Origin of the sequence: Arthrobacter sp. M2012083 (assembly GCF_000281065.1) — a bacterium.
In the GTDB taxonomy this organism is placed as follows: Bacteria; Actinomycetota; Actinomycetes; order Actinomycetales; family Micrococcaceae; genus Arthrobacter.
The window spans coordinates 185,041-199,025 of sequence record NZ_AKKK01000006.1 but is presented as its reverse complement, the minus strand read 5'-3'; the positions used below and the strand labels follow the sequence as shown (position 1 = coordinate 199,025).

Genomic DNA, 13,985 nt, shown 5'->3' with positions numbered 1-13,985 from the left:
GCCTGCGGGCCGGTTGCGTTATGCCGGGACTACTTCAGGGTCGCGAGGACCTTGTTGAAGGTAGCTGACGGGCGCATGATCTCAGCGGCCTTGGCAGCGTCCGGACGGTAGTAACCGCCAAGGTCGACGCCGGGGCCCTGGACTGCGGCAAGCTCGCCGACGATTGCCTCTTCGTTGGAGGTCAGGGCTTCAGCGATCGCTGCGAAGTCCTTGGCCAACTCGGCGTCTTCGGTCTGCTTGGCCAGTTCCTGGGCCCAGTACATGGCCAGGTAGAAGTGGCTGCCGCGGTTGTCCAGCTCGCCGACGCTGCGGCGCGGGGACTTGTTTTCCAGCAGGAACGTGCCCGTGGCGCGGTCAAGCGTGTCAGCCAGGACCTGTGCGCGGGCGTTGCCCGTGGTGGTGGCAAGGTGCTCGAAGCTGACGGCCAGGGCAAGGAACTCGCCCAGGCTGTCCCAGCGGAGGTGGTTTTCCTTGATCAGCTGCTGGACGTGCTTGGGAGCGGAGCCACCGGCGCCGGTCTCGAACAGGCCGCCACCGTTGATCAGCGGAACGATGGAGAGCATCTTGGCGCTGGTGCCGAGCTCGAGGATCGGGAACAGGTCCGTGAGGTAATCGCGGAGGACGTTGCCCGTGACGGAGATGGTGTCCTCGCCCTTGCGGATGCGCTCCAGGGTGAAGGCCGTGGCCTCAACCGGGGAAAGGATCTTGATTTCCAGGCCCTCGGTGTCGTGTTCCTTGAGGTACTCGTTGACCTTGGCGATGAGGTTGGCGTCGTGTGCACGGGTCTCGTCCAGCCAGAACACAGCCGGGGTCTGGGAAGCGCGGGCACGGGTGACGGCCAGCTTGACCCAGTCGCGGACCGGGACGTCCTTGGTCTGGCATGCGCGCCAGATGTCACCGGGGAAGACCTGGTGCTCGGTGAGGACGTTGCCCTTGCTGTCCACGAGCTGGACGGTGCCGGCTGCCTGGATCTCGAAGGTCTTGTCATGGCTGCCATATTCTTCGGCTGCCTGAGCCATGAGGCCCACGTTGGGAACGGTACCCATGGTGGTGGGGTCGAACGCTCCGTTGGCGCGGCAGTCGTCCAGCACAACCTGGTAGATCCCGGCGTAGGAGCTGTCCGGGATAACAGCCAGGGTGTCGGCTTCCTTGCCGTCCGGGCCCCACATGTGGCCGGAGGAACGGATCATGGCCGGCATGGAGGCGTCAACGATGATGTCCGACGGGACGTGCAGGCTGGTGATGCCCTTGTCGGAATCGACCATGGCCAGGGCCGGGCCGTCTTCGAGGCCCTTGGTGATGGCTGCCTTAACGCCTTCGCGGACGTCCTCGGGCAGGTCTTCCAAGCCGCTGAGGATGGCTGCCAGGCCGTTATTGGGGCTAATGCCTGCGGCTGCGAGCTGCTTGCCGTAGGTGTCGAACAGCTCGGAGAAGTAAGCCTTGACCACGTGGCCGAAGATGATGGGGTCCGAGACCTTCATCATGGTGGCCTTCAGGTGAGCGGAGAAGAGGATGCCCTCTTCCTTGGCGCGGGCAACCTGAGCCTTGAGGAACTCATCCAGTGCCTCGGCGCGCAGGACGGTAGCGTCCACGACTTCGCCGGCCAGGACAGGGAAGTCCTTCTTCAAGACCTTGGTGGTGCCGTCTTCGCGCACCAGCTGGATGGTCAGGGAATCGTCGGCCTTCAGGACAACGGACTTCTCGTTGGAGCGGAAGTCGTTCTCACCCATGGTGGCAACGTTGGTCTTGGAGTCAGCGGACCAGGCACCCATGGAGTGCGGGTTCTGGCGGGCGTAGTTCTTCACCGACAGGGGTGCGCGGCGGTCCGAGTTGCCCTCACGCAGCACCGGGTTCACAGCGGAGCCCTTGATCTTGTCGTAGCGCGAGCGAATGTCCGTCTCGGTGTCCGAGGAGGGGTTGTCCGGGTAGTCCGGGAGGGCGTAGCCCTGGGCCTGGAGCTCGGCGATGGCAGCCTTGAGCTGCGGCACGGAGGCGCTGATGTTGGGCAGCTTGATGATGTTGGCTTCCGGCCGCTTTGCCAGTTCACCAAGTTCAGCAAGGGCGTTGCCCGTGCGCTGTTCTTCAGTCAGGAAATCACCGAAGACGGCGATGATGCGGCCGGCCAGCGAAATATCGCGGGTCTCAACCTCCACTCCTGCGGTCGAGGCGTACGCTTCCACAATCGGCAGGAATGAGTAAGTTGCCAGCATCGGCGCTTCGTCTGTGTGGGTATAGATAATCTTGGCCATTGGCGGGGTTCTCCCTGAAAGTCTGCAGATTTCAACATCTCTAACTTACCCGAGTAGGCCGTTTTGGCGGCCCTTCGTGTCCGGGATCACTCTTTGCGTTACCGCTCACAACAGGGACAGCGCCCGACGGCGACCCGGCCGCCGCCGCTGCCGGCCGCCGTCGAACACTGCTTCTGCGGTCGGAATCCGGGCGCGCAACCATGGCCCACCTAGCCTCAACTGGAAGTGACAGCAAATTATCACAAACTATGAAACATCTCTTTACAAACTTGTCATACGTTCGATACCTTCAATTCCGTCAGTCGGCGGTCGCCATCACTGACCGCCTCACTCCCTCGATAGGTAGGAACAACGTGACAAAAACCAAGACCCTGGCCACAAGCCTGCTGAGTCTGTCCGCTGCCGCAATCCTGGCGCTGGTTGGAACCACCAGCGCCAACGCGGCCCCGGTGCAGAACACAGACTCCAGCGGCGCTACGGTCAGCAGCCATGTAGTGTCGGACGCCGGCGCTGCAGACTACTGGACGCCGGAACGCATGAAGAGTGCCAAGTCCGGCGATGTCCTTGCCGCCAAAGCACTGGAACGCGGCAAGCTCCTCAACCTCGGCAAAGCCCCGGTCACTGAAGCCCCGGGCGCCGTCAGCAGCATTGCAGGGCAGCCTGCAGCAGCCGACTCCAAGACCATTGACCGGAAGGTGAATCAGAGCGAAACGCCGGTCAAGCACATCGGCAAGATCTTCTTCACCCTGGGCGGCTCCAACTACGTCTGCTCAGGCAACTCCGTCACCGCAGCCAACAAGAGCACCGTGTCCACCGCCGGACACTGCCTCAACGAAGGCCCGGGCGCTTACGCCACCAACTTCGTCTTCGTTCCCGCCTACCTCAACGGCGCAGCACCCTACGGGAAGTGGACGGCAAAGGCGCTGTACGCCCCCACCCAGTGGGCCTCCAACGGCAACATGCAGTACGACACCGCGTTCGCCGTCATGAACACCCTCAACGGCCAACGCCTCGCCGACGTCGTAGGTTCCTCCGGCGTACAGTTCAACGCAGCCCGCGGCCTGAGCTATAAGGCATTCGGCTACCCGGCAGGCTCGCCCTTCAACGGTGAATCGCTCAAGAGCTGCTCCGGCACGGCCACCAACGATCCCTACAACCCGCAGTTCAACAGCCAGGGAATCCCCTGCAACATGACCGGCGGATCCTCGGGCGGTCCGTGGTTCATCGGCACCAGCTCCACCGGTTACCAGAACTCCGTGAACAGCTACGGATACGGCAGTAACTCCACCACCATGTACGGCCCGTACTGGGGCACCGTGATCCAGTCCACGTACAACACTGCTGCGGCGGCTTCGTAGCGGACTCTCTTGTGTTGGCACGTCCCTGTTAAGTACGTGCTAAGCACGACGGCGGCCGTCCCCTTCCGGGGGCGGCCGCCGTTGCGTTGTGCTGGAACTTCCAGTTGTGCTGGGACTTCTAGTGGAAGAAGTGGCGTGCGCCGGTGAAGTACATCGTGATGCCGGCAGCGTTGGCCGCGGCGATGACTTCCTCGTCGCGGACGGATCCGCCCGGCTGGACGACGGCGCGGACGCCGGCGTCGATCAGGATCTGCAGGCCATCAGCGAACGGGAAGAACGCGTCGGAGGATGCAACGGCACCGCGAGCGCGCTCAGGTGCGTTACCACCGCTGGTGTTGGACGCTCCGCCAGCACCTTCGACGTCGGACTCCACCTTCACGCCCAGCGTGTTGGCGCGCTCCACGGCAAGGCGGCAGGAGTCCAGGCGGTTGACCTGGCCCATGCCGATGCCCACGGCTGCACCGTGGTTGGCGATCAGGATGGCGTTGGACTTGGCAGCGCGGCATGCAGTCCAGGCGAAAGCGAGGTCGGCGAGGGTTGCTTCGTCGGCGGCTTCGCCGGCTGCGAGGGTCCAGTTGGCGGGGTCGTCGCCGTCGGCGTCTACCTTGTCGCTCATCTGGACCAGGACGCCACCGGAAACCTGGCGCATCTCGGAGGGGTAGCGGCCGTAGCCCTCGGGCAGGGCGAGGAGGCGGATGTTCTTCTTCTTGGAGAGGATCTCCACGGCTTCGGGCTCGAAGTCCGGGGCGATGACAACCTCGGTGAAGATGTCGGCAACCGTGCGGGCCATGCCTGCGGTGACGGTGCGGTTGGCAGCAATGACGCCACCGAAAGCGGAGACGGGATCGCAGGCGTGGGCCTTGGCATGTGCGTCAGCGATCGGATCTGCTGCGTCGGCTGAACCAACGGCGACACCACACGGGTTGGCATGCTTGATGATGGCAACGGCGGGCTCGGCGAAGTCGAAGGCAGCGCGGAGGGCGGCATCGGCGTCAACGAAGTTGTTGTAGCTCATGGCCTTGCCGTGCAGCTGGTCAGCCTGGGCGATGCCGGCCGGAGCAGCTTTGTCCACGTAGAGCGCGGCCTGCTGGTGCGGATTTTCGCCGTAGCGGAGGACCTCGGAGCGTTCCAAGGACAGACCGGCGTAGGCAGGCCAGTCGATGATGCCGTCGCCGTCTTCGTCCAGGAACTGGCTGGCGGTCCAGGTGGCAACAGCGTTGTCGTAGCTGGCCGTGTGGGCGAAGGCCTTGGCAGCCAGGCGGCGACGCGTGTTCAGGTCAAAACCGCCGTGTGCTGCGGCGTCGACCACTGCGCCATAGAAGTTAGGGTCCGTGACAATGGCGACGGCGGCGTGGTTCTTCGCGGCCGAACGCACCATGGCGGGACCTCCGATGTCGATCTGCTCAACAACATCGTCCTGTGCTGCGCCGGACTTCACGGTCTCGACGAACGGGTACAGGTTCACCACCACGAGGTCGAACGTTTCGATCTCCATACCGGCCAGGGTGTCCATGTGGGCCGGGACGCGGCGGTCGGCCAGGATGCCGCCGTGCACGCGCGGGTGCAGGGTCTTGACTCGGCCGTCCAGCATTTCCGGGGAGCCGGTGACTTCTTCGACTTCCTTCACCGGGATGCCTGCGGCGGCGATTTTCTTGGCGGTGGAGCCGGTGGAAACAATGGCGACGCCTGCTGCATGCAGGCCCTTCGCGAGCTCCTCCAGTCCCGTCTTGTCGTAAACCGAGATCAGTGCACGGCGGATGGGAACACGGTCAAGCTGCGTCAAGCTCACAAAAGTCTCCGTCTTAGTTCGCGTAGATATCGCGGGTGGTGGGGATACGGAGAGTTTATCGTGTTTCGTGGTTGGTCCCGTTTTGCGTCTTCAATAGCCCCTCCGTTGCGAGGCCCACTCAACACGCAAAGGCGCCCCCAAACCCAGCACACCAGGCCCCACAAACCCAGCACACCAGGCCCCACAAACCCACCCCCTGGCATGGACTTTACGACGCCGGCCCTCGCCACCCGCGCGACACCAACGCATCGCGCACCTTACGTTCGGCGTTGGCCCATCGGCCTTTCATCTGAGCATCCGAGAACTTCAGCACGATCCACCCCAAGGCGCGAAGCCGGTCGTCACGCTCAATGTCCTTTCCCCACTGCACGGGGTCGGATCGATGATGATCCCCCTCATACTCCATGGCAATTTTGTATTCCTTGTACTGGAGATCGGGCGTGGAAATGTACCGGTCATGATCGTCGAAAATTGGCTGGGTGACAGCTGGCTCCGGCAGGCCGGCGTCGACGATTTTGATGCGCAGCCTGGACTCCTGCGGTGAATCGACGCCTGTGCGTAACAGGGGCAGTATCTCCCTTGCCATCCTGATCCCCTTAACCTTGGGGCGCCGATCAATGACTTCCTGGATCGCGTCGATCGACGACAACGGGTTCTCCCGTGCCAACAGAAAATCACCGGCCGCCACAAGCGAAGACCGCCCCACATGCCGGGCCAAGTCCACCCAGGTCCACTCAGGCGACGTCAGTTGGACCCCATTCACTGCACGAACATCCCTGGCCAGCAGCGGAGCCCGGTGCCCGATCACGCCGCGACGCTTGACCCGCCCGATCTCGTGTCGTCGCGTCACGTGAATAACGCCGTTGTTGCCCTCCTCCTCCAGATATATCGGAAGAGGGATCGACCAGAGAAGCGCAGCCGTCACATGGCTAACCGCACAGCGGGGAGTGACGGCTGTGTGCAGCCGCGCAAGCAGCGCCACGTTGGGGCTATCGCTCCGGTCAAGCCGGATTCCCCGGCTGGGCGTGACGAGGCCTTCCGATTGCAGCCTCCCACGCGGAACGCCGGCCGCATACGCGTCTCTGACAAGGAAGCCTTGCGGGTCTATTTCCGACGGCAAAGGGGTGGGTTTCCGCATTGGACCATGCTCGCCGGAAACGTGGAGCGATGTTCGGTTATCCACAGATTTGGCCCCTGAAGGGGGCTGCGACTGTTCCTCCACAGAAGTTGCGAGGCCCGCTCTGCACGCAAAGCACACCCCATACCCTGCAGAACCGGCCCCACAACAGAAAGCCCAGGCATTGCGAGGCCCGCTCTGCACGCAAAGCACACCCCATACCCTGCAGAACCGGCCCCACAACAGAAAGCCCAGGCATTGCGAGGCCCGCTCTGCACGCTAAGCACACCCCATACCCTGCAGAACCGGCCCCACAACATAGGGTTGATCCATGGAAGCCACCGAGGTCGTTCTTGTTGCCGATGTAGGGAAGAGCCGCTGCCGCGTGGAGTTGCGCAGCGATAAGGAGTTGCTGGGCGCCGCCGACCAGCATGGCTTCCCCGGGGTCCACGTGGACAACGGGCCCACGCTCGCGTTCGAGCTCCTCCTTGAAACCGTTGGCTTGTTGCCACCCGGGCTTCCCTTGGCTGGGATTACCAGCGTTGGAGCGGCTGTGGCTGGTGTCGAAGCGTCCGCTAAAAAATCGCAGGAATTGGCCACCATGTTGTCCCGGAGGTTTTCGGTTCCTGCGGCGGTCCTCTCAGATGCGACGGCCGCCCAGCTCGGCGCATTTCAAGGCGCCCCCGGCACCACACTCATCGTGGGCACGGGTGCCGTGGCCTTCCGCTTCGATGAAGCCGGCGTCCTGCACCGGGCCGACGGCTGGGGCCCCTATCTCGGCGATCGCGGCAGCGGACGATGGATCGGTCAGCAAGGACTCCAGGCAGTTCTTGAAGCGCACGACGGCGGCCCGGCCACATCGTTGTCAGCTGCAGCCGGCGCTCTGGTGGAGTCACCGGACATGCTTCCGGGGTGGCTCGCCTCCAACGAGAACCCCTACCGTGCGATGGCCCGTTTCACGCCGCTGGTTCTGCACGCAGCGGAGGCGGGTGACGCCGTCGCACATGGCATCATCGGCGAGGCTTGCCGCATCCTGACCCATACCGTGGAGCTCGCATCCGGCGGCGACAACGACAGCACACCCCGCGTGGCGATGCTGGGTGGAGTGGTGCAATCGGACTTCTTCGCTGCGCTCTTGCGGAAGTCCCTCGCTTCGGCTGGGATTGAGGTGGTTGCACCGCTCGGCGATGGCTTGGACGGTGCCGCCCTCGCTGCGACGCGCCGCGGGCTCATCCAGGAAAGGTACATCCACCGTGACGGAACAAACTGGCCCGACTGACGCCGACAAACTAGCGGGCCTGCGCACGGAGCTCGCCGGATTGCAGACCGAGGCGACGGCTGAGGGCCTGGAGAACCTGGACATCCTGGGTACCCAAGAACTGGTTGCGGCGATGCTGGCGCACAGTGCAGGAGTACACGCGGCCGTGGAGGCTGCGAGTCCCGCCATTGTTCAAACCGTCGACGCCGTAGCGGAGCGGCTCCAGCGCGGTGGCCGCCTTTTGTATGTGGGAGCCGGAACGGCCGGACGACTGGGTGTGCTCGACGCAAGCGAGTGCCCGCCGACGTTCGGCACCCCGCCGGGACTCGTCGTCGGACTTATTGCCGGCGGAGTGCAGGCGATCCAGAAACCCGTTGAGTATGCCGAAGACAACGCGACTGCCGGCGCGCGGGACCTTCACGACATCAACGTGACCGAAGCCGACGCCGTCGTGGGTATTACAGCCTCGGGCCGGACGCCGTACGTGATCGGCGCTCTCGAGGAGGCCCGGAAGCGGGGCGCGTTTACGGCGTCGCTGGCCTGCAACAAGGGCTCTGCCGTGAGCCACCTGGGGGATGCGGCAATTGAGGTTGTTGTTGGTCCGGAATTTATCGCGGGCTCTACCAGGCTGAACTCGGGCACGGCCCAGAAACTTGTCCTGAACATGATCAGCACGCTGGTGATGGTGAAGCTGGGTAAGACCTACGGGAACCTCATGGTGGATCTGCGTGCCACCAACGAGAAGCTGCTGGCCCGCTCGCAAAGAACCGTCCAGCACGCAACCGGGGTGGACGCGCACGAGGCTGTTGCTGCCTTGGACGCTGTGGGCGGTTCCGTGAAGGCGGCCATTTTGGTGCTCCTGACGGGCATCGAGGCTGGCCAGGCCAAGGGTGCCTTGGAAGAAGCCGGCGGTTTCCTGCGAAGGGCCATCGAAAACCAGAAGTAATGCGGACGGCGGTGTTGGCCCCAGCGCATAAAGTTGCATGCAGGAGGGCAAATGAATACATACACAGCCGTGCCCAGCGGCGAACAAGTTGTGCAGGAACTGCCATGGAGGTGGAAGGTCCAAGGACGGATTTTCCTGATCGGCGGGCTCGGGTTCATGTTCGACGCGTGGGATGTCACACTCAACGGCATCCTGATTCCGCTGCTGTCCAAGCACTGGTCGCTGCAACCGGCTGACGCCGCATGGATCGGCACGGCCAACCTGATCGGCATGGCTGTGGGTGCGTTCGCGTGGGGCACCATCGCGGACACCATCGGCCGCAAAAAGGCGTTCACTGCCACCCTCCTCATTTTCAGCATCTTCACGGTCCTGGGTGCGTTTGCCCCGGACATCGTGTGGTTCTGCATCTTCCGCTTCATGGCCGGCTTCGGTTTGGGCGGCTGCATCCCCGTGGACTATGCATTGGTGGGCGAGTTCACGCCCCGCAAGCAAAGGGGCAAGGTGCTCACTGCCATGGATGGTTGGTGGCCGATCGGCGCTGCGCTCTGCGGTTTCGTCTCGGCCGGGCTGGTTGCAGCCTTTGGCGACTGGCGACTCACCATGCTGATCATGGTGCTGCCCGCCCTACTCGTGTTTTGGGTTCGGCGGTCGGTTCCCGAGTCTCCGTTGTTCCTGATTCGTGCGGGTCGGCGCGCTGAGGCTGCGGCTGTGATTGACGGTTTGGTCGAGGCAACCGGTGCAGAGCCGCGCGCGTACAGCCTGCCTGAACCCCAGGCCGCCCCGCGTCTCTCCCCCGGCAGCGCGTGGACGCAGCTCCGTCGGATTTGGGAGTTCAACTGGAAAATCACGACGGCGGCCTGGGCCCTGTTCTTCAGCATCCTGTTGGTGTACTACTTGTCGCTGACGTGGATGCCCCGGATTCTTATCGGCGCCGGATTCGAGGAGTACAAGGCGTTCGTCACGACGGCGAGCATGGCCGCCGTCGGACTCTTGGGCGTGGTGGTCGCAGCGCTGCTCGTGGAGCGTGTTGGCCGCAAGTGGATCCTTGCCGTGACAGGCCCTCTGTCCGCGTTGACCCTTGTGATCGTGGCGATTGTGGTGGATGTGCCGTCGGCCGCTGTGTTCTGGCTGCTGGTGTTCGGATTCGTGGTGCAGGTGGCCATTCCTGTGCTCTATGCGTATGTATCTGAGCTGTACCCCACCGAGCTTCGCGGTTCGGGCTTCGGCTGGGCTTCGACGTTCTCCCGTATCGGCGCAGGGTTCGGCCCCTTGGTGTTTGCCTCGTTCTTCTGGCCGGAGTTCGGCTTGGCGCAGTCGTTTGCGATGGCTGGTGGCCTGGTGCTGCTCTCCGTACTGTGGATGGCCTTCTTTGCACCGGAGACAAAGCAGCGCGTCCTCGAGTAGCCGCACTCCCTTTGTACGCAGCTGCGTTGCAGTGCAGGTCGTTCCCAGCACTGAGAACGACCTGATGCGCGGCCTACTAAGGTCAGGGGGTGGGGGCGGCGGCGAGGTCGGCCAAGGTCTGGACCAGCAGGCGGCGCTCCACTACCTTGATGCGCTCGTGCAGGGATTCTTCGGAGTCCTCGGGGAGGATGGCAACGGCTTCCTGCGCGATGATGGGTCCGGTGTCCACGCCGGCGTCGGCCCAATGCACTGTGCAGCCCGTGACTTTGACGCCGTACGCGATGGCGTCGCGCACTCCGTGGGCGCCTGGGAACGACGGCAGCAGGGCGGGATGGGTGTTGACGTACTTGCCGCCGAAAGCGTCGATGAAGTCGGCGCTCACGATCCTCATGAAACCGGAGGAAACCACCACATCCGGCTTGTAGGACAGGACTTTGTCGCGCAAGGCGGAATCCCATTCAGCGCGGGTTTCAAACGAGTTGAAATTGACCACGAAGGTCTCAATGCCAGCCTCGTCGGAGCGCTCTACGCCGTAAGTATCAGGCCGGTCGGCGCCCACCGCCGCGATCTCGACATCCAGTTCACCCGACTTCACGGCGTCGATGACAGCCTGAAGATTTGAGCCGGTACCGGAGACAAGGACAACAATGCGCATTGCACTAGCTTATGGGCGGCTCGCGTAGGCTGGAAAACATGAATCCCGACGTCGGTTCCAAGCCGAGCCAACAACCCCGCTCCGAGGCCGAAAAGTCCGCCCTCGGCGTGAGCCAGAACCTCTTCCGCGCTTTCCTTTTGGCGGCTTTGGGTGCGTTCTTCGTGTTCTCACTGAACGTGAACTACGTGTGGTTGAGCGCCATCCTCACGCTCGCAGCATTGGTGTTGGGCATCGTCGTCTTGGTGCGGACGCTGAAGCACAAGCACCCGAAGCTGATGCTGTTCGGGACAATTTCGGGCCTGGTTGTCACGGCCGTCATGTGCTTGTTGATCCTGACATCCGTGCTCTTCTTCAACCAGGTCAGCACGTACCAGGACTGCTCTCGCGGAGCGCTGACGGAATCCGCCAAGACACAGTGCCTGACCCAGCTCGAGGACTCGATGCCGGGGCCGCTGCGTTAGTCCAGCGGTAACGTGAACGAACCCGCTCAGGCGTGTTCGTCGTCGTACGCTACTTCGTCGAGGTTGGCCTCGCGCAGCTTCTGGCGGCGTTCCAGCCACGGCCCCACGGCGTAGCCAATCACGACGCCGATGCCCACTTCGGCGGCCAGCCAGACTGCCGTCCACAACGGGTGGGGTCCGATTTCCGTGAGCCGTCCAATACCTGCTGAACCGCGTGCGATCCACGCCAGGGCCCCGCCCAGAAGCCCTGCAACGATGCCTATAAACGCGCCCAGGAACAGGGTGGAGGCCGTCGCCGTGAACCAGCGGGCCTTGATCTTGATGGAGAGCCACTCGTCGAAGTGGTTCTCGCCTTCACGCAGGAACCACCAACCCGCCAGGATCCCGGCGACGACGGGAAGCGCCAAGGCCATTGCGCCGGCGTCGAGTTGTCCTGCGGGAAGTGCCCCAAGGACCGGGACGGCCGGAAGCGGTCCGACGGCGGTACCCAGCGGACCCGCTGTTGAGCCGACGCCGAGTGAGAAGCCTGCACCGGTGGACCAGGAGAGAGCGAAAATGACGAGGTTTGGCAGGAAGCCGAGCTGGGCGATGGTGAGCACGGCCCCGCCCATGGCGCCCGCCTGCAAACCTTCGTAGACGGCGATGATGTCCGTCCAATGCCACACGATGGTCACAGCCAGCAGGAGCGCGGCCAAGCAAACGGCGGCCATCGCCGCTACGAAGCCGGCCTTCAACGCCGAACCCACATACGAGCCTGCCCAGCGGGAATGCTGGCTGGTCTTGGCGAGCCAAGCGACGGCGTCCACGCCGATCAGTCGGCTCCACGACCCCGCTTCGCGTCGGGCGCCAACAATCATGCCGAGGCCGAAAGAGATCAGAGGGATGGTCATGGCGAACCACAGGTTGATGACGACCTCGGGGGTGCGGCAGACGAATCCCGTGGCCGTCCCGAATGCCGCGTACACCACGAACGCGCCAAGGAAAGCCTGCCACAGTTGGTCGGTGTACGACGCCCGGGCAAGCCGACGGCCCGCACGCCAAGCGAGCAGGAACGGAATGAGTGTCAGGCCAAGCGGGATGAGGGACAGCAGTCCTGAGCCCGGTTGGGCCGCGGTGCCGAGGTTGACGTGCGCCAACTCCAACGGGACACCGTGGATCAGCAGCCAGGCTTGGCCGGCCAGGCGCGCCAAGGCGTCCACGTTCCGGTTCTGGAATCCGTCGGTAGCCCACACTCCCACCAGGGGAAGAATCACGACAATGGCTGAAATGAACGCTGCCTGAGCCGCTTCCAAACCACCCTGCAGCCAAAGGGGCATCGGGAGGCCACGGTTTCCGGTCTGATCAGCGCGCAGTTTCATCGTGATCTATCGTGCCACGGCAGGCAGCGCTCCCCCGGCAGGCACCCCTGAAATACCGTGAATTCCAGCGCTTTTTCCCATGGGCCGCCGTAAAATGGGAGGTGTTCTCCCGGGGACGGAGCCCTCAACGACCATCTCAGCTTCGACCCGCCCTGCACAGGATTTTGAAAGGCCCGGAAAAAATCGAAGCCGGGAACTAGGAGCGGCCAATGAATAGGTGTCACAACGCATAACAGAAAGTCGTACTAGCAGCTGGTGCAGCCGCCTTGGATTCTTCCAAAGGCTGCACCAGCCTTCTTTTTGGGTTGTCCACGCGCCGCGCAATCCGGTCCACGCCACGCAATCCGGTCCGCGCCGCGCATATACGCTCTCGACGCGCACATCCGAGTGGCGTCGACGGGTATCCGTGGCCCGTAGGAATTTGGGTGACGGGAATGGTCGACGGCGGGCGTTATGTACGTGCCGACCCCGCCGGCCGTTCAAAGCTGGGGCCCGTAAATGAACTCCTTGGCGTGGTTGACGGCCTTCTTGAACGCGTCGTTGCGAAGTGTCACCTGCTCCTTGTTGGCACCCCCGCTGGGTTCCAGGAACGTCGTTGGTCCGGGGCGAAGCATCCAGATGTCCCCGGCCGGCGGGAGGTAGAAGACACCGAAGGAGCGGTGCTCGGGGTCGTCGGTCCAGATGGGGACCACGGCAACGGCAGCACCGGTGTCCGGGTTGATCCATTGGGCGCGGGGCAAGGGTTGTTCATGGACTTCGGGGTCCAGGAACGGGGCCGTCCCTCTCCCCCAGCGTTTCTCGAACCGCTCGTAGAACGCGGGAATGATGTGACCGTCGTACGGACGCCAAGCACTCATGGATTACTCCTCGGTGATCGCAAATTGCGGGGTGAAGGTTCCCAACGGGGTGGTCCAAACGCGAGCGGCGACTGGTCCCGGTCGCGGCCGGCAGAGTCTCGGCCGGGGGTAGTTTCGCGCCGATGGAATCGGACCTTCACCGGTGTTCCGCCCAAACCGCCCGTTCCCTCCGAGCCGCCTGTACCGCCAGGACTCCGCCGCGCACGATCGTATGCCGCCCGCTTCCCTGGGTCCGACAAAACGACGTACGCCTGCATGATGGCGTGCAGTTCCTGGAGGTCGGCCGCAGAGGTGGTATCGCCGTCGTCGACGTTTGGGCGTGTGTCCGGGTGATGGGTTCGAAGCAGCGTGCGGTAGGCACGGCTGATCTCACGGGCTGTCGCGTCCGGCGAGACGTGGAGAGCGGCGTAGTGGTCAGGTTGGATGCTCACTGCTGGTTCCGGTTCCTGCTGCGGATTTGGAGATGGCCCCCGGCGTAAACCGGGGGCCATCAATCGGGAGACGACGGGCGGGGACCGCTTTCATGTGCGCTA

The 13,985-nt window shown here is 63.7% G+C and carries 12 protein-coding genes; 5 read left to right on the top strand and 7 right to left on the bottom strand.

All coding sequences use genetic code 11. The annotated features are described in order from the left end of the window. Nucleotides 1–29: 29 nt before the first annotated feature. Nucleotides 30–2,249 (bottom strand): NADP-dependent isocitrate dehydrogenase, encoded by a 2,220-nt coding sequence (locus A477_RS0104275; RefSeq protein ID WP_017197785.1) that lies wholly within the window; start codon nt 2,247–2,249, stop codon nt 30–32. Between the two features lie 248 nt (nt 2,250–2,497). On the opposite strand from A477_RS0104275, the gene A477_RS0104270 reads away from it, so the two are divergent. After that, the gene (locus tag A477_RS0104270; protein ID WP_017197784.1) at nt 2,498–3,607 is read left to right on the top strand and encodes a hypothetical protein; all 1,110 of its coding nucleotides are present in this window, start codon (nt 2,498–2,500) and stop codon (nt 3,605–3,607) included. Nucleotides 3,608–3,725: 118 nt separating this feature from the next. Here A477_RS0104270 and purH read toward each other — a convergent pair whose 3' ends face one another. Both purH and A477_RS0104260 read right to left on the bottom strand, forming a co-directional pair. After that, the gene (gene purH / locus A477_RS0104265; RefSeq protein ID WP_017197783.1) at nt 3,726–5,396 is read right to left on the bottom strand and encodes a bifunctional phosphoribosylaminoimidazolecarboxamide formyltransferase/IMP cyclohydrolase; all 1,671 of its coding nucleotides are present in this window, start codon (nt 5,394–5,396) and stop codon (nt 3,726–3,728) included. A gap of 208 nt (nt 5,397–5,604) precedes the next feature. Continuing rightward, nucleotides 5,605–6,534 carry an endonuclease domain-containing protein gene (locus tag A477_RS0104260; protein WP_237715715.1) on the bottom strand — a complete coding sequence of 310 codons (930 nt, stop codon included), beginning with the start codon at nt 6,532–6,534 and terminating at the stop codon, nt 5,605–5,607. Nucleotides 6,535–6,844: 310 nt separating this feature from the next. On the opposite strand from A477_RS0104260, the gene A477_RS0104255 reads away from it, so the two are divergent. The 3 genes from A477_RS0104255 to A477_RS0104245 are packed head-to-tail and all read left to right on the top strand — an operon-like array spanning nt 6,845 to nt 10,121. Beyond that, nucleotides 6,845–7,792, top strand: a complete 948-nt coding sequence (locus tag A477_RS0104255; RefSeq protein WP_017197781.1) for an N-acetylglucosamine kinase — start codon at nt 6,845–6,847, stop codon at nt 7,790–7,792. Then, on the top strand, nt 7,767–8,717 hold the full coding sequence (gene murQ / locus A477_RS0104250; protein WP_017197780.1) for an N-acetylmuramic acid 6-phosphate etherase: 951 nt from the start codon (nt 7,767–7,769) through the stop codon (nt 8,715–8,717). The genes A477_RS0104255 and murQ overlap by 26 nt, the downstream gene beginning before the upstream one ends. 51 nt (nt 8,718–8,768) lie before the next feature. Then, complete coding sequence (locus A477_RS0104245; RefSeq protein ID WP_017197779.1) at nt 8,769–10,121, top strand: MFS transporter; 1,353 nt, start codon at nt 8,769–8,771, stop codon at nt 10,119–10,121. Nucleotides 10,122–10,203: 82 nt separating this feature from the next. Here the strand turns inward: A477_RS0104245 and purN are convergent, their stop codons facing one another. Further along, nucleotides 10,204–10,776 (bottom strand): phosphoribosylglycinamide formyltransferase, encoded by a 573-nt coding sequence (purN, locus tag A477_RS0104240; RefSeq protein WP_017197778.1) that lies wholly within the window; start codon nt 10,774–10,776, stop codon nt 10,204–10,206. A gap of 11 nt (nt 10,777–10,787) precedes the next feature. Here purN and A477_RS0104235 point away from each other — a divergent pair, with 11 nt between their 5' ends. Continuing rightward, nucleotides 10,788–11,237 carry a hypothetical protein gene (locus A477_RS0104235; protein ID WP_017197777.1) on the top strand — a complete coding sequence of 150 codons (450 nt, stop codon included), beginning with the start codon at nt 10,788–10,790 and terminating at the stop codon, nt 11,235–11,237. A gap of 26 nt (nt 11,238–11,263) precedes the next feature. Here the strand turns inward: A477_RS0104235 and A477_RS0104230 are convergent, their stop codons facing one another. The 3 genes from A477_RS0104230 to A477_RS22890 all read right to left on the bottom strand — a co-directional run bounded on the left by A477_RS0104230 (nt 11,264) and on the right by A477_RS22890 (nt 13,883). Beyond that, a complete protein-coding gene (locus A477_RS0104230) occupies nt 11,264–12,595 on the bottom strand; it encodes a cell division protein PerM (protein WP_017197776.1) in 1,332 nt (443 codons plus the stop codon). A 479-nt stretch (nt 12,596–13,074) separates the two neighbouring features. After that, nucleotides 13,075–13,452 carry a hypothetical protein gene (locus A477_RS0104225; RefSeq protein WP_017197775.1) on the bottom strand — a complete coding sequence of 126 codons (378 nt, stop codon included), beginning with the start codon at nt 13,450–13,452 and terminating at the stop codon, nt 13,075–13,077. Further along, nucleotides 13,449–13,883 carry a J domain-containing protein gene (locus tag A477_RS22890; protein ID WP_083848007.1) on the bottom strand — a complete coding sequence of 145 codons (435 nt, stop codon included), beginning with the start codon at nt 13,881–13,883 and terminating at the stop codon, nt 13,449–13,451. Before A477_RS22890 ends, A477_RS0104225 begins: the two co-directional genes overlap by 4 nt. Between the last annotated feature and the right edge of the window lie 102 nt (nt 13,884–13,985).